Genomic DNA, 25,723 nt, shown 5'->3' with positions numbered 1-25,723 from the left:
GTTTTCCATCACATCAGAAGCTTTATCAGCAGCATCCGTAGCTTTCTTTACCGCGTCAGATGCGCCTTTACCCGCAGCATCAGGTATGTTTTCCATCACATCAGAAGCTGCTTTATCAGCAGCATCTGTGGCTTTCTTTACCGCATCAGATGCGGCTTTACCCATAGCATCAGGTGTGTTTTCCATCACATCAGAAGCTTTATCAGCAGCATCCGTAGCTTTCTTTACCGCGCCAGATGCGCCTTTACTCACAGCATCAGGGGCGTTTTCCATCACATCAGAAGCTTTATCAGCAGCATCCGTAGCTTTCTTTACCGCGTCAGATGCGCCTTTACCCGCAGCATCAGGTATGTTTTCCATCACATCAGAAGCTGCTTTATCAGCAGCATCTGTGGCTTTCTTTACCGCATCAGATGCGGCTTTACCCATAGCATCAGGTGTGTTTTCCATCACATCAGAAGCTTTATCAGCAGCATCCGTAGCTTTCTTTACCGCGCCAGATGCGCCTTTACTCACAGCATCAGGGGCGTTTTCCATCACATCAGAAGCTTTATCAGCAGCATCCGTAGCTTTCTTTACCGCGTCAGATGCGCCTTTACCCGCAGCATCAGGTATGTTTTCCATCACATCAGAAGCTTTATCAGCAGCATCCGTAGCTTTCTTTACCGCATCAGAAGCGGCTTTATCGGCGGTATCAACTTTATCCGTATCATGTGCAGGATATTCAGAAGCCTTTCGCGCCGCACTTTGAGCAAATGGCGCTGAAAAAACTATGAAAACCGCCATATAAAAGAGTGCTTTCCAATTGATTTTACGATACATTCTTTTCTCCCCTTAAGAGCTCATTGAATAATTGAAACAAATAACTTTTTTAATGACTACTCGCGTTACTCAACGTTGTAACAGCACGTCGATTTTGATTCCAACAGGAAATATCATCACATACCGCTACAGGTCTTTCTTTCCCGTAAGAAATTGTTTGAATTCGTTGCGCAGACACACCTAGAGACACCAAATAGTTCCGCACAGCAACAGCACGGCGTTGTCCAAGTGCCAAGTTATATTCACGTGTTCCCCTCTCATCAGCATGACCTTCAATCATAATAGAATAATAAGGATAATGAAGCAACCATTCTGCTTGGCGCGTTAAAATACGTTCAGCATCAGCATCAAGTGAAGAAGAATCGAGACTAAAAAATACACGATCACCCACACTAACTGTAAATTCTTGTCCTGAACCTGATGGCGCCTGATTCAAACCAGCATCATTCATATAAGCGCCATTCATACCGTTAAGTGCACCGATATTTTTTTTGTCACACCCACCCAAGCACAATGATAAAAAAAAGATAACCGCTAAAGAATGAAAGAGAGTATTTTGGGTAGAGCACATAGCCTATTTCTCCTTGAGTTTCGTAAAAAGGGCAAATTCTTAGAATATTTTTAAAAATAACTGTTAATTCCTAATGAAGACGAAATTTTTTTGTCCTTTGTCACCATTTTTGAATCTCTGCCGATTTTTCTTCACTCTCTCCATTAACTTCATCTAACATTTCCCTAAAAAACGTTGTACTTATACATCATGCTGTTTATGCATCATCTTGGTCTTGACGATTTTTTTGCAACGCGTTCAACTTTGCAAAAACCTTATCGGCATCAAAAGTCTTGTGTAGATTTTCTTCACGCTCATTGTCTTCTAGAGCAGCGTTTTCCGTCACAGATGCGGGAAGCAATGACCTATCTTCTTCCGCAGCAACAGGGCGATTTTTTGCCGCACGTTGGAGTTCAAAATCTAAATCGATTTGCGAACACAAACCAAGTCCTACAGGATCAAGAGGGACCAAATTAGCGCTATTCCAGTGGGTTCTAAGGCGGATTTGTTCAATCGTTGCTTTTGTTGTTCCAATCAACCGTGCAATTTGTGCATCCTTCAACTCGGGATGGTTCGTGACCAACCATAGAATACCATTGGGACGATCTTGACGTCGAGAAAGAGGGATATAGCGCGCTCCTTTACGTTTTTTTTCAGGAATATGCACCCTAGATTGAGAAATTTTCAAGCGTGCGTTTTGATCTGCTTCCACCCGTGCAATTTCACTGCGTGTCAATTGCCCAGAACTAATTGGGTCTAAACCTTTAATACCATAAGCCGCCTCACCATCGGCAATAGCTTTTACTTCCAAGACATGCAATTTACAAAATTCTGCAATCTGATCAAAAGAAAGAGCTGTATTATCAACCAACCAAACAGCTGTTGCTTTGGGCATCAAAAGTTGCGTTGCCATTTTTATAAATCCTCTTCTGCGCCTAGGTTACCCGCCCACTTAAGAGCACTGAAACTTTATTACATAATTACATATCAGGTTTCCCCCACCCACTCTTAAAACAAAGCGTGGCATGGAATAAACCATTTTGCCATGAAACTGCTTTCTGTTATAGCGTGATTTTTGCTCAACGACAAGAGAGCTCTCTTGTAATGATCCTCAACAAGGTATCTTTACCTTTAAGATGAATTTTTTTATAAAGGCTTTATTCGATTATTTCACCTCACGTTGTGGCACATTTACTCTGGTGGGATGCACGTTTTATCGTCTTGAAATTCTAAAGAGTATCCAACTGGAAAGAAAGCCCTCAAACAGGAAAGAAAACTATGGCAGGCCATTCACAATTTAAAAATATTATGCACCGCAAAGGGCGTCAAGATGCAATGCGCTCGAAAATATTTTCTAAGCTTGCACGCGAAATTACTGTAGCAGCAAAACAAGGTGCTCCTGATCCAGCCATGAATCCACGTTTAAGACTTGCTATCCAAAATGCCAAAGCACAGTCGATGCCGAAAGATAATATTGAACGCGCGATTAAAAAAGCTTCAGGCACCGATGTCGAAAATTATGATGAAGTGCGCTATGAAGGCTATGGACCAGGAGGTGTTGCGGTCATTGTTGAAGCCTTAACCGATAACCGCAACCGCACCGCTTCAAACGTGCGAGCAGCCTTCACCAAATCAGGAGGAGCCTTAGGAGAAACAGGTTCTGTAAGCTTCATGTTTAATCGAATTGGTGAAATAATTTACAAGCCAGAAGCAGGAACAGCAGATAACATCATGGATGCAGCAATTGAAGCTGGGGCCGAAGATGTACAATCAGAAGAAACCGGACATCATATTACCTGCGCATTTGAAGATATTGGTGAAGTTTCAAAAACACTTGAGGCAAAACTTGGTGAAGCAGAATCGATTAAAACAATTTGGAAAGCCACCACCCTTGCACCAGTAGATGAAGAAAAAGCTTTATCTGTTTTACGACTGATTTCAACATTAGAAGAAGATGATGATGTGCAAAATGTTTATGCCAATTTTGATGTCAGCGATGAGATTTTGGCAAAACTATCTGTATAATTCCCATCATGCGCATAGGCACTCTCTTCATCTATGAGAGACGCAAAAGTATCTGTCATCCTTCTTCTTTATCCGCAGATATAAAAGCCCCGCGTCGATAGCGGGGTCAACCATTGGTGCAAAGCCCAGGGCATCATCACACACTTTACCAACTCATAGAGGTTGTGCGACAGCCCTTGGCACTTGAGGCGATTCATAAGAACCATTTTTTATTCCTTATCTTATACAGTTTCACTCCACACGGCTCTCCCCGTTTGTAACGTGCACACAAATGGTTTTGGTTGATTCAATATGAAATAGGTTTGGAATGAAAGAATCCTAGGATAGTCGAGACTCTCATTCAATATACAAAACAATAAATTATTATAAATCCAAGCTTTGTAGTAATAAAACCGCGATCAATCGCAGAAAAAAGAAAGCATTGCAAAAAAGCATGCACCCTTGAACGCTCAAACACTTCTGATAATAAAAGCATACAAAACTCTATAGCATCACCTTGTATTACATACCCCAAGAATTATCCATAAATCCCCTTTCTATTTGATCTTGTTATTCTTTAAGATTATCTTTTCCTCCTCGCCCTCAAGTGATGAAGATTTCACCCCGATCCGATCTGTAAACAGTTTTAATTTTCTTGACGTATTCCTATGACGAATCACTTTACGCATCACGCATGAGATTCGTTTGTACCTTAAGTCCTGTCAAACAAGCCGGCCTCTAAATATTCACCCCTCCTAAAAAACACACTGAAAATATATCAAGGAGATTTACATATCTTATATCACCACACCTCAAAGACAGTGTTTCTCGTTTATGAAGGAACAAACCGCCCCCATCATACACTTTGCCAACACCTAATGTTGCTGATAAGTCTTAGCCTCTGAGACAGTTTAAGAGGCATTTTTACTCCTTTGAAGTGTTTTTCTCCACACGGCTCTCCCCGCTTATGACGTACAAGAAACATGGATTTTGAGTAATTCGCCATAAAAACAGATTTGAAATGGGAAAATCTTACGATATTCAGGGCTCTTATTAAAGTTGAAAAATGCTACACTATCATTACAAATCAATATATTATTATGATATAACAGAATAAGTAATTATAAAGCCAGAGCGGGCTGTTTGGCAAAGTATTTTATAAAAAACCGGTATATCTCTCTAATCTATTGCGGATAAATTTTTGACTTTATAGCATTAATTTATGGCATTGTATGCTTCCTAAAAATAGCGTCATTGATCTTATAAAATCTGTTCTTTTTCTGTTACCTATCCCTCAATATTCAAACCGAAAACTACAATATACTTGAGATAAAGAGTAAAAGGATTGAGTACTTTGGAGACTGTTATAAACTTTTATTAAAGAGACATGTCTGAACGCTCCCAAGCCCATTTCACGGCAGCGCCCGTGAATGATATAACGATAAAGTCACTGAACACCTGCATCTTTAAGTTTGTGGAGAAGCAAGCCGGAACCATCGTTATATATTTTGCCAGCTCGTGGGTGTTGCGACAGCCCTGAGCACTTAAGACGGTTCATAAGAGCCATTTTTAGTTCTTTCTTGTACAGTTTTATCCCGCTTATGACGTGTAAGAGATATGATTTTGATTGATTCAAAAGAGAATAAATTTGAAATAAGAAAAATTTACGATATTCACGGTTCTTATTCAAGGTGCATAATGCTAAATTATCATTATAAATCAATGTATTGTATAAACCAGAAGAGGTCAACAGGATCAGGTATGTTCGAAACGAAAAAACAATCTTATTTGGACAAAACAATAAAACCGTATAAAAACCAATGCCCATATCACCACCTTTCATACGAGTTTACGGCTTTTTAACTTTACAGCTTTTTAAAAGTATCCAAAGCAATATCTTTTAAAGAATGGAGATTTCACATTTGCCTCACACTTTTATTTCCCTTGTTCGTTAATGAAAAGAAGCCCCTTACACAACAAAAAACCCAAAACACGACACGATAAAATGCCACGGGCAATATCCTCCAATGGCCTCCACGCAATCTCCCTACGTAATATTATTGTATTGCGAATTCATGCTCTGGTTCATATTTTTGTTAAAGAAAAATCTCTCAATGCGCATGCCTTTCATTTCATGAAAGCAGCCATAGTATAACGTAAGTTCCCCGTAGGGTATGAAAGCCTCTCTACCATCTTTACTTCGTAAAGCGATAAGCCGGCATCATTATGCTCTTTTCTAGCTTCTAATGTTGCTAACTCTCAGCCCTTGAAATGATTCATGAAAAATATTTTAGCTCCCTTTTGAAAGAACTTTATTCATACATCAACGCTGGTATCAATGTTTCCATCAATGTCGCTTGTGACCTGTAACAGAATAATTTGAAAAGAAAAAATCTTATAATCTTGAGAGCTATTATGATGCAAAACAATGAATTATTCTTTTATGGAGTAAAACACCGTCATCTACGGTATGGTGGTATAATGTTATCAACATATTGATTTATAATGATAATTTAGCATTATGCACCTTGAATAAGAACCGTGAATATCGTAAATTTTTCTTATTTCAAATTTGTTCTCTTTTGATCAATCAAAATCATATCTCTTACACGTCATAAGCGGGGAGAGCCGTGTAGCGTAAAACACTTCAAAAGAATAAAAAAGCTTCTTATGAACCATTTCAAGGGAAAAGGGCTGTTGCAACATTGGACGCTAAACATATGATGGTGCCGGCTTACTCTATTTTATTAAGCATCTAGAATTCATTGACACATTAAATATTTTTTTAAAGGCCGTGACCAATATTCTTAAAGCTTCCTTTAGTTACAGAAAACGCATGAAGAGCCAGCAGAGAAAACATCCTCGACAAGAATCCGGATTCTTCACAAACTAAATCGGAGAGAAAATCAAAAAAAATATATAGCAATACTTTGCATAAAAAGTTGAAATCTAAAGACCTCAAAACTTTCGGTTATACTTTTAAAAGCATTGTTTTTTTAAAGCATTTCCCCCAAGGAAACTCCACTATTTACAAATAACCGTAGATGATAGGTGAAATATACATAACTCCCCATGCCCACTATAATCAATTCCTTCTTTAAATAATTAAAGACAATTGAGATTGTGTAAACTTGAAATTGTATAGACTATATTCCCTCTATGTTCTGTTTTTAAGCACTTTGTTTTATTGTATAGTAAGCAATGGCGACCATGCTGGATCAGAAGCATCATTGGGTGTGGGGAGTTGACGTTCATTGCGTCCTGTAATGTCAATGGTATAAATTTTTGGTCCCATACCCGGATTTTTGCGAAAGAACATCAGCACACGACCATTTGGCGCCCAAGTTGGTCCTTCATTGTGAAAACCGGTGGTTAAAATTCGTTCTCCTTGTCCATCTGGGCGCATAACACCGATAGAAAATTGTCCGTCTAATTGTTTTGTAAAGGCAATATAGTCACCCCGTGGAGACCAAATAGGTGTAGAATAACTCCCCTCGTTTGAAGAAATACGCTGAATATCACTTCCATCCGCATTCATTTTATAGATTTGCGGCTTTCCGCTACGATCTGAAGAAAAGACGATTTGTTTACCATCTGGTGAATAAGAAGCAGACGTATCAATAGCGGAAGTTGTTGTAAGCCGCGTCATCGTACGGGTCCGTAAATCCATGGTGTAAAGATTTGCGCTCCCATCATTTTGCAATAAACTCATGATGACTTTTTGTCCATCAGAAGAAAAACGCGGAGCAATTGTCATATTATTAAAAGTTCCGATTAACTCTCTTTGTCCCATTTCAATTTGTTGGAGATAAACATGAGGCACTTGATGATCTTCATAAGCCATATAGGTCATTTCTTGTCTTTTTGGTGAAAACCGTGGTGTAAGCACCAATTCACTTCCATCGGACATATAAATCAAATTTGCTCCATCTTGATCCATCATGGCTAAGCGTTTAATACGTGCATTTTGAGGTCCTGTTTCATCGATAAAAACAATTCTTGTATCAAAATAACCACTTTCTCCTGTCATCTCACTATAGATCTCATCTGCAATTATATGAGCCACACGCCGCCAACGTTCTGTCGCGGTATAAAAACGCCGTCCTTTCAATTGTCGTTCTCCAAAAACATCCCATAAACGAAAATCGACTCTTAATCGTCCATCGATTTCTCTCATGACTTGCCCCGTCACCAAACCCTGCGCTTTTATTTTCTGCCAATAAGCAAAATGCGGTTGTTTATTAGGATTAGAAATGCTTTCAACAAAATTTGCTTTATCAAGCGGTAAAAAAAGCCCCGACCGTTCAAGATCAGCTGTCACCACAGCCGTTATTTTAGATCCAATCGAATCATTGGAAATAAAGTCTGTAATTGCAATGGGAATGGGATTAAAATCAGCGCTTGAAATCGTCCCTTTCAATTGCGCATAAACCAATGAAATACTTGAAAGCCACAACCCACAAGTGACAATAAACCAAGCAAAAACTTTATATCTCGTTATAGTCATCATGGAATGCGTCCTTTCGTTAAGCGATTTTTTATCATCTTATTTCTTGGAGGGGATCAACATTAAAGTCAAAACCTTGCCCCCACAGGCTATATTGATCACGTGGGAGATCTGCATAAGGTTGGCATGAAAAAACAGCCGCGTATACCTGCCTTATCATAATAGCTTGTTGACTCTCAAGACCGCTTACAGGATCAATGATAGGATCACCCACAACCATTCCTTCACGGTCCAAATAAAATCGCAACCGCACAACCGGACGGTTTTTTAAATCGCCACCAAGCGCTACAAGTTTAAGCTTCTGTTGAATACACCCCCCAACAATATTGACCAATGTTTGTGCCATTTTTGTGGTATCACTAATATTTTTTCTTGCCCCCAAAGCTTCTGGTGTATGAGAACGTTTTGCTCCTCCTCCTTGTGACCGCGCACGATTGAGCAAATTATTTTCCTCCATGGCCAGAATATCTTCAATGGTCTGTTTCTCTTGGTGTTTCTTGCTAAGCTTTGGCGTATTTTGATTCAATGCCGCCTTATTTTTCATTGTAGATTCTTCGTCAAATTTTGGTTTCAACTGTGGAAGAAGAATTTTTTCTGGAAGCACAATTTTGGGCACTTGATGAACCACCTGCTCTACCGGTACTTTTTGTACCGTTGGAGTCAATTCTTTTGGCGATACCATCTCTTCATTTTTGTGCAAAGGCTTAAGCGCAGTCTCGGGTGCATCCTCCGATACTTTCAAATGCACCTCAGGCGCAACCTTTGGCGCATCTTCCGGTACTTTCAAAGGCATCTCAGGTGCAAGCTTTGGCGCATCCTCTGGTACCTCCAAAGGCATCTCAGGCACAACCTTTGGCACATCTTCCGGTACTTTCAAAGGCATCTCAGGCACAACCTTTGGCACATCTTCCGGTACTTTCAAAGGCATCTCAGGCGCAAGCTTTGGCGCATCTTCCGGTACTTTCAAAGGCATCTCAGGCGCAAGCTTTGGCGCATCCTCCGGTACCTCCAAAGGCATCTCAGGCGCAAGCTTTGGCGCATCCTCCGGTACCTCCAAAGGCATCTCAGGCACAACCTTTGGCACATTTTCCGGTGCCTCTAAAGGCATCTCAGGCGCAAGCTTTGGCGCATCCTCCGGTGTCTCTAAAGGCATCTCAGGTGCCACCTTGGGCGCATCCTCCGGTGGTACCTCTAAAGGCGTCTCAGGTGCAACTTTGGGTGCATCCTCTGTTTTTGCTTCTAATAATTCTGGTTGTGTAAGTTCGGATGTGGATGTTTCCGACGTACTTTCGCTTGTTAGCGGCGGTGTTGTTTCAACGGGGAGCAACTTTTCTTTTGGTTTAAAAGGCGCAAGACGATCTATTTGTCCCTCCCCAATATGGCGTGCATCCTCTTTTTCTTGTGGTTGCATGGTTGGTTTAATGGCAGGAATCGCACGGATAGGAGCCTTCACAGCTCCTTGTTGAGAGGAAAGCTCTTCCATCAAAGGAGCCAGAGTGATAGGAATTGCTTCCAATTGTTGTGGTAAAGAGACAAAGCTTGCAAACTGAACGGCTCCCCAACCAAGAAAAATGACATGGACCACAAGGGATAAAGCCAAGCCTCGTTTCATGCTATGATAGGAGTCTTTGTTCATTCTTTATGCCTTATTTACGCCTTACATTTTTTCATTTTTAATCACTCTGTGCTCTTTTTAAAAACAACCATTTATGCGCAATTTATCATTTATTGCGCTAGACTTGCTAATGCAACTTGAGAAAAACCTGCCTTTTGAATATCGGCCAACAGTTTTAATACTTGTTGATATTCAACAGTTTTAGCAACCCGCACAAAAATCCGTTGATCTTTTTGGGCAGCATCTGCTTCCAGAAGCGTTTTTAGGTGTGCAATCAGCGCTTGTGACGTTTCATAATAATCTTGATTAATGGCCAAGCGCCCTTGCGCATCAAGTGAAACCGTAAGGGGCGTTTTTTGCGCGTGTACGGGCCCCGCTTGACTACGAGGCAAATCCAAAGGAACCCCATTCACCAAAAGAGGTGCAGAAACCATAAAAATAATGAGCAAGACCAGCATGACATCCACAAAAGGTGTGATATTGATTTCACTCATCAGTTGGCTTCGTGAATGACGCCGCCCACGTGTATTTTTGCGAGAAGAAGAAGCAACAGAAATTCCCATGGGATAAGCTCCTTTTTATAAAGGGGAAGGTGCTGTGCGTGTTTCATCAATACGTCGCGATACAATTGTTGAAAATTCATCGGCAAAATTTTCTATTTGTGCAATGATGCGCGCACTTTCATGGGTCAACTTGTTATAAGCAATAACAGCTGGAATTGCTGCAAACAAACCAATCGCGGTTGCCAAAAGCGCTTCTGCAATCCCTGGCGCGACAATGGCAAGTGACGTATTTTGAGAAGCTGAAATAGAAAGAAAAGACTCCATAATACCAATAACTGTTCCAAAAAGTCCGATAAAAGGTCCCGCAGACCCCAGTGTCGCAAGAAAACTTAATTTTGATTCTATTTTTTCACTTTCACGCCCCAGCGTCAAATCCATAGCCTTATCAATTCTGCTCTGCAAACTTTTCGATGTATGGGTCCCTTTTTCAAGAGATTTTTTCCATTCAACCATTGCCGCCATAAAAACTGCGGATATACTATTGGTACGTTGACTTTTGCATGATGCATAAAGATCCTCTAGCGCTTTGCCAGACCAAAATGTGCGTTCAAACTGCTTTATTTCACGCCGTATTCTCCGATACGTAAAAATTTTATCAAAAATAATTGCCCAACTCCAGATAGAAGCGAGCAGCAACCCGATCATAACACCTTTCACGATCCAACTCGCTTGCATAAACAAATGCAACATTCCAATTGTTTCTGGATTCGTTAGTTCACCATGCGGCATAATTTTTGTCCCTCTAAATGAAAGATGCATTTTTAAAAATTTTATAAAACAGATTATTTTATATTTTCTAAATTTAAGTAAAGACTCTAGTCTCACATAAATCCATGCGCTAAAACAAGACTTGTTTCTTAAATTTCCTTAAAAAGTGATAACGAGAGACATCCCTCAATGCACGCCCCCCCTCATTTCACAACAGCATTTATGAAAAATATAACGATAAGGACTTCCCCATAAATGCTATAAAAATAAAAGATATAAAAATGCATGATATTAAATCTATTATGCACCACCATCTTTACGCTTATGAAAAGAACGCTAAATCATCATAAGCGTTTCCAGCTTAAAATACAGCGATAAGTCTTAGCACTTGAAAAGATTTGTAAGAGGTATTTTATTCCTTTCTTAAGTGTTTTTGTATCCACTCACCAACTCCGTTTGTAACATGTAAGAAAATGTTTTTGATTAATTCGCGGCAATAGAGCTTGAAAAGAAAAAATCTGACACGTCTCAGGATTTTCATTTCAAATTGCAATGCAATAAATTATCATTATAAATAAATATGTTAACATCATGATAAGATACCGCATTGCCTTAAAGCTTTTCTTTCTCTCATTTTTAATGGGATTACACCCTTGGGGCATAAAAAAATAAACCACCATACCTCGCCCGACGTTCTCCACATAATGCTCCTATGTAAGTCTCATGTAATCCCATAAAATTTTATTGTTCTGTGAATTTATGTATACGATAAGATATTGATTTATAAATATAATTTAGCATTACTCATATTGAATTAAAACCTTGAATGTCGTAAGATTCTTTCATTTTAAACTTGTTCCATGTTGAAGCAATCAAAATCACTTGCGTGCACGTCAAAAGCGAAGCTGGTGTGTGAGTAAAAATTGTATAAGAAAGGAGTGCCTCTAATAAACCTTTTCAAGTGCCAAGGGCTGTCGCCCCCCACGAGTTGGCACAATGTGTGATGGTGCCGGCTTACTTCTCCATAAGCGTAAAGATGGGGGGCTCAATGGCTTTATCGTTAGAAAACACCTTTCAATGCTTATCATCCCTCTGATGATGGCATCATGGTATACCGTAAAAACCTCTGGGAAGTGAAAAAAGCCACGTCACCATCTTTACTTTATGAAGCAACAAACCGCCCCCTTCATTCTCTTTGCGTACTTGAAATATTGGCTCGTTATTGCGTTGAGGACAGTATATAAGAAGCATCTTACATCTTTTTTCAATGGATTATATTGCGCTCTTATAATGTGTAAGCGAATGGTTTTACATGTTTCAACATGAACGGGTTTGAAATGAAAGCGTTTTACTCTCTTGGGCCTTATCACCGTAAGAAATGATAAATGATCGTTCCCAATCACTTTATTCTAGAGAATACTATGCTCTTGAAACTTTAAATCAAGAATGCATTTCTACCTTATATGTATTGATCTCTCGCTTATTTATTGCGTTGAAAAATGCACATGAAAATCATGCACTATAGATGGAAAGCTCTCTCTAGTAAAATCAAAGGACCATCGCGCAACAAAACAAATTACTTGCCTCTCAGTATTTTAAGCAGATTTTCAATCTTGCTGCTTATGATCACTTTGATTACATTATTTTGCTGAGTATGTACATTTTTATCACAAAAATGAACTTCATCCATTTTTTTTCTTTTTTATATTTTGCACTTTTCTGCTGTTTTCTGATGCAAACGAACCCTCTTCCAAGAGGAAGCAAAACATTTTGAGTTCATAGCAAAAAATGGATGGTGAGACGCTGATTTTGCACCACAACATGTTTGCACCACAACATGGATGAGGCGTAATTAATGAGGATATTATCTTTAATTGATTGGAGCAGAGATGCTTTTTTCTGATGTATCGTGTGACCTTATTGATGATCAAGGGAAAACATTTAAGTAAACCATGGTCGATGTATAATCTTAGATTATAGATTAATTTATGTTTCATGAAAAGGCTATGAAGCCTCTGTTCCATAAAGAACACTTTTAACCAAGCATTTTTGCAAAAAGTTCTTTGGGTAAACGTCGCGGTTTTGCCTCCTCATTAATCAGAGCAATTTCAACCTTTGCTGTTACCAACGTAGTCGCCTCATGCAAAATAGATTGCTCCATAAAAAAGCGTGCCCCTTGGATATGATTAACACGTGTTTTAACGACTAAAAGATGATCAATTTTAGCTGGTCTTGAAAAATTAATTTCCATATGACGAACAACAAAAAACAGTTTTTCCCCCTCACCCCCTGCTGCTAACATTTTATTATTAAAACCGGTATCGCGTAAAAACTCTGACCGCCCTCGTTCAAAAAACTCAAGATAACGCGCATGATAAACCACACCGGAAAAATCTGTATCCGCAACATAAACGCGGACCTGAAAATTATGAAAAGCATTTGTATGATTGCTCTTAAAAGGAGTTATTTCTGTCATTGACTTCATGTCCCATAAAATCATTTAATATAGCAAATTGTTTATCAATCAAAAGCTTGAACACATTTTTGTGTTGAAGTTGTGAAAAGTAAAAATCCCCTTAATCGTGCAAGACCTTTTTGGTCAGAATATGCTAAAAGAAGCACGTCTCTTGTATTTTATGACCTTACTATAAAATATTCACATAGTTTCTTTTAATAAAGAGAATGTCTTAGTCATCTTCCCCATCCCATAAAGAGGTCTGAAGTGATGAATTGTCTTGAGCATCAGAAAGTTGAGCACGCCTTTGTATAGACGTTGTAGAAGCAGGCGCAGAAAGTCCTAAATGGCTCCAAGCCTTTTCACTCAGAATGCGTCCACGAGCGGTTCTTTGAATAAAACCTTGTTGGAGCAGATACGGTTCAACAATATCTTCAATAGCATCGCGTGGTTCTGATAAAGCAGCAGCAATCGTTTCAATTCCCACCGGTCCCCCTAAAAAAGTTTCCGCAATCAGGAGCAAATAGCGACGGTCAAGCGGGTCAAGCCCAAGATGATCCACTTCAAGGCGCGAAAGGGCTTCATCGGCGATTTTTCGGTCAATTTGTTTTGCCTGTTTAACCAGAGCAAAATCACAAACGCGCCGTAAAAGCCGTCCGGCAATACGAGGCGTCCCGCGTGCTCGGCGTGCAATTTCATGAGCACCATCATCACTGATCTTAACGGCAAAAAGTCGTGCATTACGCTGCACAATATATTCCAATTCTTCTATCGTATAAAAATTGAGACGAATTGGGATACCAAAACGGTCTCGTAGAGGTGTGGTTAAAAGCCCCAAACGTGTGGTAGCCGCCACCAAAGTAAATTTAGCCAGATCAATTTTAACCGAGCGGGCAGCAGGCCCCTCACCAATGATAAGATCAAGTTGATAATCTTCCATTGCTGGGTACAGAATTTCTTCAATTGCTGGATTTAAGCGATGAATTTCATCAATAAAAAGGACATCACGTTCTTCGAGATTGGTCAAAAGAGCTGCTAAATCTCCTGCTTTAGCAATGACTGGCCCTGAAGTAGAACGAAAATTAACACCTAATTCTTTTGCCATAATCTGTGAAAGCGTTGTTTTTCCCAATCCCGGTGGTCCTACAAACAAAACGTGATCCAGCGCTTCTTGCCGTGTTTTTGCTGCTTCAATAAATATTTTTAAATTAGCCCGTGCCGCTTCTTGACCAATAAAATCATCGAGAACTTGTGGTCTTAAGGAACGATCTGGATCATTAGGAAGGGAGGTGCTACCCAGAAGGCGTTGATCTTCATCTTTATGCATTGTTACCTTGATTTTAAGTAGGAGAAGAAAGCAATTTGAGACTATGGCGAATCAGCAGGGCAGAAGAAACAGTTTCCCCCTCAAGAGCGTTCATTGCAAGAGCAAGAGCACGAGATGCTTGCTCCCGTTCAAACCCTAGCTTCATCAACGCGGAAAGCGCATCATGCGCAGGTTGATTGATCATCTCACGCTGAGGAACCGAAATAGTTTTGACAGCTTGTTCAAAGGGAAGTGTTTTACTTTTCAGTTCACCCACAATTCTTTCACTGACTTTTTTACCAACGCCCGGCGCTCGACTAATCATCGCAACATCATTTAAAGCAATAGCCTGTGCAAGTTCATCTGGCGATAAAGTCCCCAAGATTGCCAAAGCAACCTTTGCCCCTACTCCAGGAACATTTTGTAGAAGACAAAACCACTCCTGTTCAGCTCTTGTAGCAAAACCAAAAAGGCGGATTGCTTCTTCACGAACATGCGTTTCAATAAAGAGGCTTAACGCCTCTCCAACAGAGGGTAAAGAAGGACGCAGCCGATTTGACACAAAAACAACATACCCCACACCGTGCACATCAAGAAGGATATGATCATCAAAGATATGTTCAAGGGTGCCCTTTAATTTGCCAATCATCTTGCCACCCCACTCATATCGCCACCCTTGCCTGATAAGATTGGTCAATACGCTTACGATGCATACTATGACAAAGAGCAAGAGCAAGAGCATCAGCCGCATCACTGCTATCAAATTCAGCCCGTGGTAGGAGAACTTTTACCATCATATGGATTTGTTCTTTAGCACCATGCCCAACACCAATAACCGATTTTTTCACTTTGTTGGGAGCATATTCAAAAACAGGAAGATTTGCTTGCGCAGGAACCAGCAGCGCAATCGCGCGCGCTTGCCCAAGTTTTAAAGTTGCCGTAGCATCTTTGTTGACAAACACATGTTCCACAGCGGCCTCATGGGGCATAAATTGATGCATAACCTCTGAAAGACCTTTGTGGATCTGACAGAGTCTAGAAGCTAGATCACACTGTACATTAGAAGAAACCGTCCCTGCTGCAATAAACTGAAGACGATTACCTGCAAGATCGATAACGCCCCACCCTGTATGCCGTAATCCGGGATCAATGCCTATAATACGAATCGTCTCTGCCATAAACTTCAGTTTATACACTTTTATCCCTCTTGGATAAAGGCTCGCCTGGAAAGAAAACAGCAGCAAAGGTCAAAACAAGTAAAAAGATAGTCATACCTAGGGAATTTATACATTATACATATAACAAACAGCAGCTTTAAAGAGCACAAACGAAATCAATCAAAAACATTCACACATCACAAGAAAGCAACCTATAAATCACAGGTAAAATATAAAAATTCCCCTTCTCTATCACCTTCCATACCATAACGATTAAACGTCGCAAGTGAGCAAATAGATGATACCGGATTGTACATTCATCAGTGTAAAGATGCGACTCAATGGATGGGATACACTTCACGGAAAATTTTTGCATTATACCATGATACTAAGAGAATAAGGTTATATTTAAAATATATTTTAAATATCCCTCTATATATGAATCTGCTTGGTGCTATCGAGGGGAACAAGGACTTTTGATAGAACTAGAGCTTTTGGGGAAGTGGAATAGAGATGTTTATTCTTGAAGGATGCTTTGCTGGTTTCTGTTGTAATTTCTATGATTGTTTAGAATGATATTGGTCTTATTATCTTGATGCGCGGCATAAAGAAACTTTATTTGAAGCGTAATGATACAAGCCTCCTTGAAACGTTTAAGCGTTTTTTAAGAGGCGTTGGATATTCGGGAAAGTCCTTGTTTGTTGCGCTTAATGCATGTCAATCACATGAAGTGCAAGCCAAGAAAAACCAGTCTTGATTAAGAATCCAACCTGTTTACAGACTGATGTGGGTTTTAGGGTTTTGATTCTGTAGGGTGTGAGAGGCAAGTCAAGTCTTTGGTTTATTACGCGCTGATGTGCGTTTAGAAGTCTTCCTGTTCTTGTTCCTGTTCTTGAATGTGTGTGCTATTTTGATCATCTTTGAGCAATTGATTGGTGAGATTTTCAATACGTTGTGTGGTGTCACGCATAATTTTTCCCATAGTACGATCTCTTTCATTGTGGAGTCGTAAAAGAGCATTGTAGTCTTCTTGTAATTTTTTATTTTCTCGTTTTATCTCTTCCATTTCATCGATAATCATTATGCCGGCCATAACCGATAAACGATGGTCGCCAATTTCACCAAAATTGTTCTTTAAATGTGTGATATATTGATCTAATTGAGCAGCAAGCGCAATAAGACGACGTTCTTGCCCTTTGTCACAAGCCATGCGATAAACTTTACCATCAATGGTAACGGAAACAGTTTCCATACATTCAAACCTTTATCTATCAATGACGACACGAATCGTTTCCATTGCTTTAATAAGACGTTTGGAAACTTCTCTGTTTACGGACTCTAAGCGTTCAATTTGGGCTTCAGCTTTGTCAAGCGCTTGGGCAAGATGGCTGCGATCAGCATTCATTCGTTGAATTTCTTCTTCCCATTCGTTATTTTTATCAATAACGGCATTGCGATTTATTATGGTGATCTCTAAGGTTCTGAGTGCTTTTTCCAGTTGTTCTAGAGCATCTTGTAGAACCGTAGTCTCTTGGTTCATTGCTTTTATCCTTTGGGTAATTATATCCTTTATCAATGCGTTATGCAAAAACGAATCACTTACACTTTTGTATTGCGTGCATTTTATTTTTAAGGATATAGGATATTTTAGCAAGCAAAGCAGGGGATAGATATGAATTAAAAGCTGGATTTTTTGAGTATATTGGCATAAATGACATGAATATACAGGATGCGTGAGGGGAATGTTATTTAAATGTGATCAAAGTAGCGGCAAGAAGTCTCACGCTGAAGATTAGAAAATAGTATTTCTCAGGAATTTTTAAAGAGAATACGGAAAAAGCAACAGAATAACGTACTTAACGAAATGGTTTATCGTTTATGAAAAACAACCCACAACAAAATCAGATGGCCAATGCTATCCGTTTTCTTGCTATTGATGCGATTGAAAAAGCAAATTCTGGTCATCCGGGCTTGCCAATGGGGGCAGCCGATATTGCTACGATTCTTTATACGAAATTCCTTGCTCATGACCCCCAAAAACCTCGTTGGCCTAACCGTGATCGTTTTGTGTTATCAGCAGGACATGGGTCTATGTTGCTTTATGCTCTGCTGTATCTTTCTGGTTATGAAGATATTGGCATTGAAGATCTCAAAAATTTTCGCCAATTAGGGGCAAAACTTGCTGGACATCCAGAATATGGGCATGTGGCGGGAATCGAAACAACCACTGGTCCTCTCGGACAAGGGTTAGCGAATGCCGTGGGGATGGCGCTTGGGGAACGTTTGCAAAATGCCCGTTTTGGTGATCTTATCAACCATTACACTTACGTGTTGGTGGGTGATGGTTGCCTTATGGAAGGGATTTCTCAAGAAGCAATTTCCCTTGCTGGTCATTTGAAACTCAACAAGCTTATTGTGTTGTGGGACGATAATAATATTTCTATCGATGGAGAGATTTCTCTTGCTGACAGTACAGATCAGATTGCGCGTTTTAAAGCGTGCGGTTGGAATACACACAAAGTGGATGGCCATGATCAAGGCGCAATTGCAAGCGCCATTGAAGCAGCACGCGAAAGTGATAAACCAACGTTAATTGCCTGTAAAACAACCATTGGCTTTGGAGCACCGAATAAGGCTGGAACCAATAAAGTTCATGGAGCCCCTTTGGGAGCACGAGAAATTGCTGAAACCCGTATCGCTTTAGGCTGGGAGGCAGAGCCTTTCGTTATTCCAGCCGATATTCTCGATAGTTGGCGCTTAGCGGGGCTTAATGCCGCTAAAAAACGGCAAAAGTGGGAAGCAAAATTGGCTGATCTCCCTGTATCAGAACGGGTGGAGTTTGAAAGATTGATGCGTGGTGATCTTGTGGGGGGATTTGATAGCGCTATCGATGCTTATAAACAGAAACTCGTTGAAGAGCGCCCTATTGTTGCTACGCGTAAAGCTTCGGAAATGGCTCTGGAAGTGATCAATGAAGTCATTACGGAAACCATTGGTGGTTCTGCCGATCTAACGGGGTCCAATAACACAAAAAGCAGCCAAATGAAAAGTATCTCTGCCGATGATTTTTCAGGGCGCTATCTCCATTATGGTATTCGCGAACACGCAATGGGTGCTATAATGAATGGGCTTGCTCTTCATGGGGGCTTTATTCCTTATGGGGGAACATTTTTATGCTTTTCTGACTATATGCGTCCCGCTATGCGTTTGTCTTCTCTTATGGGGTTGCGGGTAATTTATGTCATGACCCATGATTCTATTGGTCTTGGTGAGGATGGTCCTACACATCAACCTGTGGAGCATTTGGCTTGCCTGCGCGCCATGCCTAATCATCTTGTATTTCGCCCTGCTGATGCCATGGAGACAGTCGAGTGTTGGCAATTGGCTTTGAAAGCACGCGGAACACCTTCTACCTTGGCTTTGAGTCGACAAAATCTACCGCTTTTGCGTCAAGAGTATGAAGAAGAAAATCTCTGTATGCTTGGTGCTTATGAATTATTAACGGCCAGTGATGAAGCGCAAGTGACTTTATTTGCTTCCGGTTCAGAATTGCAAATTGCGGTACAAGCACATGCGGTTTTAGAAGAAAAAAATATCCCAACGCGTGTGATTTCTGTTCCTTGTTTTGAACTATTTTCTCAACAATCTTGCTCCTATCAGCGTGCTCTCATTGGAGAGGCACCGATTAAAATTGCTATTGAAGCTGCCGTCGCCCAAGGATGGGAACTTTTTATCGGCTGTGATGGTATCTTTATTGGCATGGATAGCTTTGGGGCAAGTGGAACGATTGATGCCCTTTATGCACATTTTAATATTACATGTGAAAATGTCGTGGCAATCGCAGAAAAAGAGCTTGGAAAGATCAAAGAGGAAAAGACAAAATGACAACTTGTGTTGTCATGAGTTGGTTTGGTCGTAGGGCGTCTATACTGTACAGTGTTGTGGATGATCTTGTGCATTATTGTGGATAAGTAAGTGATTAATCAAGATATTGACGTTATAGGAATTAATGATTTGGGATTGATGAAATACCTATTTATTGTGTTTTAAATGGTGTGCTTTTAAAAATTGATGAGGAAACATGTGAAATGACGGTTCGTGTTGCAATTAATGGGTTTGGTCGTATTGGACGCAATATTTTACGTGCGCTTGTAGAAAGTGGACGACAAGATATTAAAGTGGTTGCAATTAATGATTTAGGATCTGTGGAAACAAATGCCCATTTGTTGCGCTATGATTCAGTTCATGGGCGCTTCCCTGGAACTGTTGAGGTGGTGGGGGATGCCATTGATGTAGGGGGTGGATTAATCAAGGTATGCGCACAACGTGATCCTGCACAATTGCCTTGGAAAGATTTGGATATCGATATTGCTTTAGAATGTACAGGCATTTTTACGGCGCGTGATAAAGCGAGTGCTCATTTAGATGCGGGAGCAAAGCGTGTTCTTGTTTCTGCGCCTTCTGAAGGAGCAGATCTTACGGTTGTCTATGGGGTTAATCATCAATCTTTAAGCAAAGAGCATCGCGTTGTTTCAAATGCTTCTTGTACCACCAATTGTTTGGCGCCTGTTGCCCACGTTTTGCATAACACAGTGGGCATTGAAAAGGGCTTCATGACAACCATTCATTCTTATACAGGTGATCAACCTGTATTGGATACAATGCATCGTGACCTTTATCGTGCACGTGCGGCAGCTCTTTCTATGATTCCTACCTCAACAGGAGCAGCGAAAGCTGTAGGATTGGTTTTGCCAGAATTAAAGGGACTGCTTGACGGTGTGTCGATTCGTGTTCCAACCCCTAATGTTTCTGTAGTTGATTTAACATTTACCGCTAAGCGTTCCACAACAATTGAAGAAATTAACACAGCTATGACTACGGCTGCACGAGGTCCTCTGAAGGGAATTTTAGACACGACAGAAGAAAAACTTGTGAGTTGTGATTTTAATCATAATCCTCATTCAGCGATTTTCCACAATGATCAAACCAAAGTAATTGATGGTCAGCTCTGTCGTGTTCTGGTTTGGTATGATAATGAATGGGGCTTTTCTAACCGTATGAGTGATACGGCTGTAGCTTTTGCTCAAACAATTTAGAAAAAAGGACCTTCGGGTCCTTTTCTTATAAGAATAAGAAAAAGTCTCGTTTTTGTAAAAGTTAAGGCACATTCTTTAAAAAAGGAGATAAAGATGATTGTCTCGTGTGTTGAAGAGAAGACGCTGTTGAGAAATGAATGGTGCAGTTTATTTTAATAACATACATGATTTTAAAAAATACAAGAGAAAACAGAATTCAAAAGAATGCGATTTAAACGAGACAAAGTTTGAAAAAAACAAAAAAAGCAGATCCTTTTCATGTAAAAGCAGAGAAGCGTTTAAAAACAGAGAAGCATTAAGTGAGAGTAAAGTTAGGCAGATACATTTTTATGTAAAACACATGGAAAATAAAGAGGAAAAAGTGATGGGTTTTCACACACTTGATGATGTTGATGTCACTGGAAAACGTGTTCTTGTGCGCGTGGATTTTAATGTTCCTATGGCACTGGGCAAAGTTTGTGACGAGACACGTCTTGTACGACATAAAGAAACACTCGTTGAGCTACAAAAGCGTGGTGCTAAACTTATTCTGCTTTCTCATTGTGGTCGCCCTAAAGGAAAGGTAGAGCCAGAATTTTCACTCCGTCCTGTTGTACAAGTATTGGAAAAGATCATTAATCAGCCGGTTGCTTTTGCTCCTGATTGTATCGGTACAGTAGCACAGATAGCTGTTGAAGCATTACAAAATGGGAGTGTTTTACTGCTTGAAAATGTTCGTTTTCATTCAGGGGAAGAAAAAAACGATTGTTCTTTTGCTGAGGCTTTAGCCCATAATGGCGATCTCTATGTTAATGATGCTTTTTCAGTTTCTCATCGTGCCCATGCTTCGGTAGAAGGCATAACACATTTGTTGCCTTCCTATGCGGGGCGTTCTTTGCAAGGAGAGTTGCAGGCATTAGAAAAAGGATTGGGCAATCCAACACGTCCTGTAATTGCCCTTGTGGGAGGTGCCAAGGTTTCTAGTAAGCTTTTTGTGCTCAATCATTTGGTGGAAAAAGTCGACTCCTTGGTTATTGGTGGGGGCATGGCCAACAGTTTTTTAGCGGCGCAAGGTGTTCATGTTGGAAAATCACTCTGTGAACATACATTGATGGAAACGATTAAAAAAATCATTAAAAAAGCGCAAGAGTGTCAATGTAAGCTTCTGCTTCCGGTAGATGCTGTTGTTGGCTTTCGCTTTGAAAAAAATGCACCACATCGTCTCTATGATATTGAAGATATTCCACAAGATGGCATGATATTGGATATTGGTACACGTTCTATTGTGCATATCAATGCTGCAATTGATGAAGCTGCTACCCTCGTGTGGAATGGTCCCCTTGGTGTTTTTGAGATGCCTCCTTTTGATAAGGGAACAATTGCCGTGGCACGCCATGCAGCAGAACGTAGTCAAAAAGGGAAATTGGTTTCAATTGCGGGAGGGGGCGATACGGTTTTTGCCCTTAATCATGCTGGTGTTGCCAATGATTTTACTTATCTCTCGACTGCTGGAGGAGCTTTTTTGGAATGGATGGAAGGTAAGATTTTACCTGGCATTTTTGCCCTTATGCAAGCTTAAATGTCTATTTAAAGAGCAGCTAAAAAAAGAACTGTGTTGTTATGTAGAGTATATCGCGCGTGGTGCGCACTTTTGGAAAATTTAAAGACAAAATAAAGAGGATTTTTTTATGAACGAACGGCTTGAAGATATTGCACTTTCTTTGGTGTATGCAGGTAAAGGTATTTTAGCAGCAGATGAAAGTACGGCAACCATTGGCAAGCGTTTTGAAAGCATTGGTGTTGAATCTCATGAAGATAGTCGCCGTGCTTATCGTGAAATGCTTTTTAGTGCAAAAGAAGCTATGGAAAATGCCATTTCTGGAGTCATTTTATTTGATGAAACCATTCGACAAAAAGCATCAACTGGACAAATGTTGACAGATCTTATTCGTGAAACGGGGGCATTACCAGGCATTAAAGTTGATACGGGAGCCAAACCATTGGCTGCTTTTCCCCAAGAGACAATTACCGAAGGGTTGGATGGTCTTCGTGAGCGGCTAAAAGACTATTATGCTTTGGGAGCACGTTTTGCTAAATGGCGGGCGGTAATTGCTATTAATGCCGATACTTTGCCAACAAGAGGGGCCATCAACCAAAATGCACAAGCTCTCGCACGCTATGCTGCTTTGTGTCAGGAGTTGAATATTGTGCCCATTGTTGAACCGGAAGTGTTAATGGATGGACCGTCGTGTGGGCATTCCATTACGCGTTGCTTTGAGGTGACACGCGCTGTTTTACAGGCTGTCTTTAAAGAATTGTTTGAAGCCCGTATTCTTTTGGAGGGGATGATTTTAAAGCCCAATATGGTGATTGATGGCAAGGATGCACGCAAGGCTAGTGTTGAAGAAGTTGCTGAAAAGACCGTCCAGGTGCTTAAACAAACGGTTCCTGCTGCTGTTCCAGGAATTGCTTTTCTTTCTGGAGGACAGTCCGATCAGGAAGCAACAGCGCATTTATCTGCCATGAATTCTTTAGGCTCATTGCCTTGGAAATTGACCTTTTCCTATGGACGCGCATTGCAAGCAGCAGCCTTAAAAGCATGGGCTGGAAAAGATGAAAATATTGCTGTTGCACAGAAAGCCTTTAGTCATCGTGCTCGGATGAACCATCTTGCGGCTTTAGGACAATGGACAAAAGAGCAAGAAAAAGCGAGCATTTGAAGCACAAGCTCTGTTCTTAAATGCGGGGAGATTTTGCATGTTTCTACGTGATTTGGGGTGCCCTCACCATGGATAAAATGGCGGGGGCATTTTAGGCTTGAAAGCTTTCTCAGAAAATTTTCTTCTTGGATATTTTAAAAGTCTTTAATGGGTGCTATCTGAGAGATAAGATTGCGGGAGGGTTGTAGGAAGGGAAGATAATGCTAGAAAATTTGTGAATGCGCAGCATCTTAGTGTGTTGTCGTTCATGAAGTAGGCACTTGCTTTTTGAGTGAAAATCATAAAGCAAATACTGTATTGAAGAGTTTGATAGTGTGATGTTTTTTCATGTTATCATTACTTATCATCAGCAGAATCCATTTGAGTGTAGTTGCAAAGGTGGATAAGCTGGTAGATTGAAGAATTACGATTTCTGAATTGATTAGACATACAGCTTATGAAATTTTTGTGCATCAGGATAGTTTCCTGTTCAATGGGGGTAGACTTTCTATTGACGAACAGATTGAAAACTCTTGCAAAAGAAAATAGATTTGCCCCTCAATAAAACACCTATTTTTTCGTTAAAATGAATAAATTTTTCCTGTCTTTTGTGATGATATAATTATAAGCGATTAAGTTTATAGCGTTTTTGCTTAAAAATGGGGGGAATTGTGGACGGCATATCTTCTAAGAATGACAGTATATCTTCTAAGAATATAAGCATCAAAAGAAAAAATCGATACGCAGAACAGAGCGTTTCTGCAATTATGATGAGAAAATTGTGCAATATGGTGCGTGAGGTATTCGAAGGGATCTTTACAGTATTTATTTTCATAATTTTTCTTATCCTATTCCGTCTTCGTGGACCGATTCATGCCATACTAAGCTTCTTTGCGGGTGCGAGTGGATTAGCGGTGCTTTTTGTTTTTTTTCGGATACCTCATAGAACGCCGCGAAGCAGCAAATGAAGCCGCTATATCGTACGCATTATTCTTAACAATTTTTGAAGGCGTTTTTTCTGTTGTATGCATGTCTGCTGCGTGGGGTTACGACGCTCTCTTATTCCGTTTAGCACCTCCTGGGTATGTTCTTATTCTCCCTGAATAAAAAAAGCGCCCTTCGTTTGTGTATAAATAAAAAATGAGAGGCTGTCTGCCTCTCAAATTCTTCATAATCGCTCTCCAAAATCATAACATCAAACCCGCGTTTAACGAAGGACTAACAAGCCTTTGTTCTCAAGCTCAAGGAAAACCTTACAGAGGCCGCCTAACGGCATCCTTGACCTTAAGACACCCAAACGGCTTATGAACAAACTCTCTTATTAAGCCACATCATCTTTTATTCTTCTCATGCAGCTCTGAAATCATGATATAAGGGGAAAACTTCTTATGAGCCCTAAAAGGTACCTTATCGTGTGTTAAATGAAAAAATGAAAAAAAGCATCTTTATGCAATATAATCCAATTATGATTTTTTGATTTAAACATAAAAGACTTAAAGCCTTCGACAAGACTAATACGATAAAAGGGAGTAAATCGCCTATCCTTAGAAACTAAGATATATTCTCGGTGCTCTTGATATAGTTATATCACCAAATGATTTTTGAATGACTCATCCTTTTGGCTCTATCCGCTAAAAGGTCATTTTGAGGGTTCTTGGTTAATGAATGTAAAGAAAAATTAGCACATAATATTTCGCTTTGCTGGTATAGATGCCGAATGAGTTAATTATCTAGAGGATCACTGAAGAGTGAGTGCTAAAAAATGATGAAAATCCTCTGCACTTCGGTGAATTTGTGATTGAAGATATAATCGTAGAACTTGGCTTATCTGTTACTGAAACAGCTGAATGATTTGAAATGGTTAGGGGTGTGTATTTTGCACACACTTGGCTCGCTATACAAAAAAATTATGATTTCGTGCAAGCTTTAAAACATAAAGACTCTAAAGATATATCATATTTGTACAATATATTGATTTATAATGATAATTTAGCATTATTTATATTGAATTAGTCGCCCGAATAACGTAAGGTTTTCTCATTTCAAATCTGTTTATCTTGGATCAATCAAAACTATTCCCTTGCACATCACAAGCGGGGCTAGCGTGTGGGTAAAAATATAGAAGAAAGGAGACTATAAATGCCTCCTATGCCCCCTCTCTAGTGCCAAATGTTGTCGCAACATCCACGAGCTAGCAAAGAGTGTGATGGTGCCGTCTTGCTTCTTCACAAACGTAAAGATGAAGGTGCTCAATAGCTTTAC

19 protein-coding genes and 2 pseudogenes are annotated in these 25,723 nt (G+C 40.1%); 7 read left to right on the top strand and 14 right to left on the bottom strand.

Annotated elements, in window-relative coordinates; genetic code table 11:
• The 3 genes and pseudogenes from ACFIMQ_RS01825 to ACFIMQ_RS01815 form a co-directional block, all read right to left on the bottom strand.
• Nucleotides 1-822: pseudogene (locus ACFIMQ_RS01825) on the bottom strand (hypothetical protein); the annotation flags it as partial.
• Between the two features lie 49 nt (nt 823-871).
• Nucleotides 872-1,393 (bottom strand): peptidoglycan-associated lipoprotein Pal, encoded by a 522-nt coding sequence (gene pal, locus ACFIMQ_RS01820; protein ID WP_375615836.1) that lies wholly within the window; start codon nt 1,391-1,393, stop codon nt 872-874.
• A 196-nt stretch (nt 1,394-1,589) separates the two neighbouring features.
• Nucleotides 1,590-2,285, bottom strand: a complete 696-nt coding sequence (locus ACFIMQ_RS01815) for a DUF1013 domain-containing protein (protein ID WP_375615835.1) — start codon at nt 2,283-2,285, stop codon at nt 1,590-1,592.
• 365 nt (nt 2,286-2,650) lie between these two features.
• Between ACFIMQ_RS01815 and ACFIMQ_RS01810 the strand changes: the two genes are divergently transcribed.
• Nucleotides 2,651-3,397 carry a YebC/PmpR family DNA-binding transcriptional regulator gene (locus tag ACFIMQ_RS01810; protein WP_375615834.1) on the top strand — a complete coding sequence of 249 codons (747 nt, stop codon included), beginning with the start codon at nt 2,651-2,653 and terminating at the stop codon, nt 3,395-3,397.
• Nucleotides 3,398-4,748: 1,351 nt separating this feature from the next.
• On the opposite strand, the pseudogene ACFIMQ_RS01805 reads toward ACFIMQ_RS01810, so the two are convergent.
• The 5 genes and pseudogenes from ACFIMQ_RS01805 to tolQ all read right to left on the bottom strand — a co-directional run.
• Nucleotides 4,749-4,943, bottom strand: a pseudogene (locus tag ACFIMQ_RS01805) (DUF4102 domain-containing protein); the annotation flags it as partial.
• Nucleotides 4,944-6,560: 1,617 nt separating this feature from the next.
• A complete protein-coding gene (gene tolB, locus ACFIMQ_RS01800) occupies nt 6,561-7,886 on the bottom strand; it encodes a Tol-Pal system beta propeller repeat protein TolB (protein ID WP_375703260.1) in 1,326 nt (441 codons plus the stop codon).
• A gap of 31 nt (nt 7,887-7,917) precedes the next feature.
• Entirely contained in the window at nt 7,918-9,519 is a 1,602-nt protein-coding gene (locus ACFIMQ_RS01795; RefSeq protein WP_375703259.1) for a cell envelope biogenesis protein TolA, read from the bottom strand.
• 89 nt (nt 9,520-9,608) lie between these two features.
• Nucleotides 9,609-10,061, bottom strand: a complete 453-nt coding sequence (gene tolR, locus ACFIMQ_RS01790) for a protein TolR (RefSeq protein WP_375608433.1) — start codon at nt 10,059-10,061, stop codon at nt 9,609-9,611.
• Nucleotides 10,062-10,076: 15 nt separating this feature from the next.
• Nucleotides 10,077-10,790 carry a protein TolQ gene (gene tolQ / locus ACFIMQ_RS01785; protein WP_375615831.1) on the bottom strand — a complete coding sequence of 238 codons (714 nt, stop codon included), beginning with the start codon at nt 10,788-10,790 and terminating at the stop codon, nt 10,077-10,079.
• 975 nt (nt 10,791-11,765) lie between these two features.
• Here tolQ and ACFIMQ_RS01780 point away from each other — a divergent pair.
• A complete protein-coding gene (locus ACFIMQ_RS01780; protein WP_375615830.1) occupies nt 11,766-11,906 on the top strand; it encodes a hypothetical protein in 141 nt (46 codons plus the stop codon).
• Nucleotides 11,907-12,804: 898 nt separating this feature from the next.
• Here ACFIMQ_RS01780 and ybgC read toward each other — a convergent pair.
• The 6 genes from ybgC to ACFIMQ_RS01750 form a co-directional block, all read right to left on the bottom strand.
• Complete coding sequence (ybgC, locus tag ACFIMQ_RS01775) at nt 12,805-13,245, bottom strand: tol-pal system-associated acyl-CoA thioesterase (protein ID WP_375615829.1); 441 nt, start codon at nt 13,243-13,245, stop codon at nt 12,805-12,807.
• 211 nt (nt 13,246-13,456) lie between these two features.
• Nucleotides 13,457-14,551, bottom strand: coding sequence for a Holliday junction branch migration DNA helicase RuvB (ruvB, locus tag ACFIMQ_RS01770; RefSeq protein ID WP_375615828.1), 1,095 nt, complete (start codon nt 14,549-14,551; stop codon nt 13,457-13,459).
• 13 nt (nt 14,552-14,564) lie between these two features.
• Complete coding sequence (gene ruvA, locus ACFIMQ_RS01765) at nt 14,565-15,179, bottom strand: Holliday junction branch migration protein RuvA (protein WP_375615827.1); 615 nt, start codon at nt 15,177-15,179, stop codon at nt 14,565-14,567.
• A gap of 13 nt (nt 15,180-15,192) precedes the next feature.
• On the bottom strand, nt 15,193-15,708 hold the full coding sequence (ruvC, locus tag ACFIMQ_RS01760; RefSeq protein WP_375615983.1) for a crossover junction endodeoxyribonuclease RuvC: 516 nt from the start codon (nt 15,706-15,708) through the stop codon (nt 15,193-15,195).
• Between the two features lie 841 nt (nt 15,709-16,549).
• Nucleotides 16,550-16,939, bottom strand: coding sequence for a cell division protein ZapA (locus ACFIMQ_RS01755; protein WP_375615825.1), 390 nt, complete (start codon nt 16,937-16,939; stop codon nt 16,550-16,552).
• A 12-nt stretch (nt 16,940-16,951) separates the two neighbouring features.
• Nucleotides 16,952-17,227: a DUF4164 domain-containing protein gene (locus ACFIMQ_RS01750; RefSeq protein ID WP_375608427.1), complete on the bottom strand. Its 276-nt coding sequence runs from the start codon at nt 17,225-17,227 to the stop codon at nt 16,952-16,954.
• Nucleotides 17,228-17,565: 338 nt separating this feature from the next.
• On the opposite strand from ACFIMQ_RS01750, the gene tkt reads away from it, so the two are divergent.
• From tkt to ACFIMQ_RS01725, 5 genes are all read left to right on the top strand, one after another.
• Nucleotides 17,566-19,572 (top strand): transketolase, encoded by a 2,007-nt coding sequence (tkt, locus tag ACFIMQ_RS01745; RefSeq protein WP_375615824.1) that lies wholly within the window; start codon nt 17,566-17,568, stop codon nt 19,570-19,572.
• Nucleotides 19,573-19,775: 203 nt separating this feature from the next.
• On the top strand, nt 19,776-20,783 hold the full coding sequence (gene gap, locus ACFIMQ_RS01740) for a type I glyceraldehyde-3-phosphate dehydrogenase (RefSeq protein WP_375615823.1): 1,008 nt from the start codon (nt 19,776-19,778) through the stop codon (nt 20,781-20,783).
• 364 nt (nt 20,784-21,147) lie between these two features.
• Nucleotides 21,148-22,341, top strand: a complete 1,194-nt coding sequence (locus ACFIMQ_RS01735; RefSeq protein ID WP_375615982.1) for a phosphoglycerate kinase — start codon at nt 21,148-21,150, stop codon at nt 22,339-22,341.
• 109 nt (nt 22,342-22,450) lie between these two features.
• On the top strand, nt 22,451-23,482 hold the full coding sequence (locus ACFIMQ_RS01730) for a class I fructose-bisphosphate aldolase (protein WP_375615822.1): 1,032 nt from the start codon (nt 22,451-22,453) through the stop codon (nt 23,480-23,482).
• A gap of 900 nt (nt 23,483-24,382) precedes the next feature.
• Complete coding sequence (locus ACFIMQ_RS01725; protein WP_375703258.1) at nt 24,383-24,568, top strand: hypothetical protein; 186 nt, start codon at nt 24,383-24,385, stop codon at nt 24,566-24,568.
• Nucleotides 24,569-25,723: the final 1,155 nt, after the last annotated feature.

Source organism: Bartonella sp. AD13SXNS, assembly GCF_042196465.1.
Taxonomy (GTDB): Bacteria; Pseudomonadota; Alphaproteobacteria; order Rhizobiales; family Rhizobiaceae; genus Bartonella.
This window is presented reverse-complemented; position numbering and strand designations above follow the sequence as displayed.

Bases quoted from the DNA above. Each gene is read 5' to 3' on its own strand.
- gap (WP_375615823.1), top strand. From the start codon at position 19,776: ATGACGGTTCGTGTTGCAATTAATGGGTTTGGTCGTATTGGACGCAAT.
- tkt (WP_375615824.1), top strand. From the start codon at position 17,566: ATGAAAAACAACCCACAACAAAATCAGATGGCCAATGCTATCCGTTTT.
- pal (WP_375615836.1), bottom strand. From the start codon at position 1,393: ATGTGCTCTACCCAAAATACTCTCTTTCATTCTTTAGCGGTTATCTTT.
- ACFIMQ_RS01810 (WP_375615834.1), top strand. From the start codon at position 2,651: ATGGCAGGCCATTCACAATTTAAAAATATTATGCACCGCAAAGGGCGT.
- ACFIMQ_RS01730 (WP_375615822.1), top strand. From the start codon at position 22,451: ATGAACGAACGGCTTGAAGATATTGCACTTTCTTTGGTGTATGCAGGT.
- ruvC (WP_375615983.1), bottom strand. From the start codon at position 15,708: ATGGCAGAGACGATTCGTATTATAGGCATTGATCCCGGATTACGGCAT.
- ACFIMQ_RS01755 (WP_375615825.1), bottom strand. From the start codon at position 16,939: ATGGAAACTGTTTCCGTTACCATTGATGGTAAAGTTTATCGCATGGCT.
- ACFIMQ_RS01795 (WP_375703259.1), bottom strand. From the start codon at position 9,519: ATGAACAAAGACTCCTATCATAGCATGAAACGAGGCTTGGCTTTATCC.
- ACFIMQ_RS01735 (WP_375615982.1), top strand. From the start codon at position 21,148: ATGGGTTTTCACACACTTGATGATGTTGATGTCACTGGAAAACGTGTT.
- ybgC (WP_375615829.1), bottom strand. From the start codon at position 13,245: ATGACAGAAATAACTCCTTTTAAGAGCAATCATACAAATGCTTTTCAT.
- ACFIMQ_RS01780 (WP_375615830.1), top strand. From the start codon at position 11,766: ATGTGTGATGGTGCCGGCTTACTTCTCCATAAGCGTAAAGATGGGGGG.
- ACFIMQ_RS01815 (WP_375615835.1), bottom strand. From the start codon at position 2,285: ATGGCAACGCAACTTTTGATGCCCAAAGCAACAGCTGTTTGGTTGGTT.
- ACFIMQ_RS01750 (WP_375608427.1), bottom strand. From the start codon at position 17,227: ATGAACCAAGAGACTACGGTTCTACAAGATGCTCTAGAACAACTGGAA.
- ruvA (WP_375615827.1), bottom strand. From the start codon at position 15,179: ATGATTGGCAAATTAAAGGGCACCCTTGAACATATCTTTGATGATCAT.
- ruvB (WP_375615828.1), bottom strand. From the start codon at position 14,551: ATGCATAAAGATGAAGATCAACGCCTTCTGGGTAGCACCTCCCTTCCT.
- tolB (WP_375703260.1), bottom strand. From the start codon at position 7,886: ATGATGACTATAACGAGATATAAAGTTTTTGCTTGGTTTATTGTCACT.
- tolR (WP_375608433.1), bottom strand. From the start codon at position 10,061: ATGGGAATTTCTGTTGCTTCTTCTTCTCGCAAAAATACACGTGGGCGG.
- tolQ (WP_375615831.1), bottom strand. From the start codon at position 10,790: ATGCCGCATGGTGAACTAACGAATCCAGAAACAATTGGAATGTTGCAT.